1 protein-coding gene is annotated in these 392 nt (G+C 48.7%); it reads right to left on the bottom strand.

Features of this window, described 5'->3' with window-relative positions; genetic code table 11:
• A partial coding sequence (locus AACR11_RS19630) for a hypothetical protein (protein WP_139374620.1) occupies nt 1-392 on the bottom strand: 392 nt, incomplete at both ends.

The raw sequence follows: 392 nt of genomic DNA, 5'->3' as shown, positions 1-392 counted from the left end.
TGTGTCGGTAGATACCGCATCTTCAGTCACGCTATCAACCGCTGTGACGTCGATAGTCGGTGCATCATTCACACGAACGACATCAAGAGAATCGGTATCTGTTGCTTTCGGGTTCACGCCGTCAGATACCGACGCTGTGACACTCAGGCTATTCAAATCAAGCTGGTCGTTATTAACCGCTTCGACACCTTTGTCGGTCAACTTAACTTGATCACCGTCTAGGACGAAGTAACCATCTGTGTTGTTTTCTAGCTGAACGGTAAGCTCGTCTGCTGGCGTATCTGTATCAGCAACAACGAGTGTTGCCACTACAGTGTCGGTAGATACCGCATCTTCAGTCACGTTATCAACCGCTGTGACATCAATGGTCGGTGCATCATTCACACGAACGA

This window comes from Vibrio sp. L85 (assembly GCF_963871815.1).
GTDB classification, from domain to species: Bacteria; Pseudomonadota; Gammaproteobacteria; order Enterobacterales; family Vibrionaceae; genus Vibrio; species Vibrio harveyi.
This window is presented reverse-complemented; position numbering and strand designations above follow the sequence as displayed.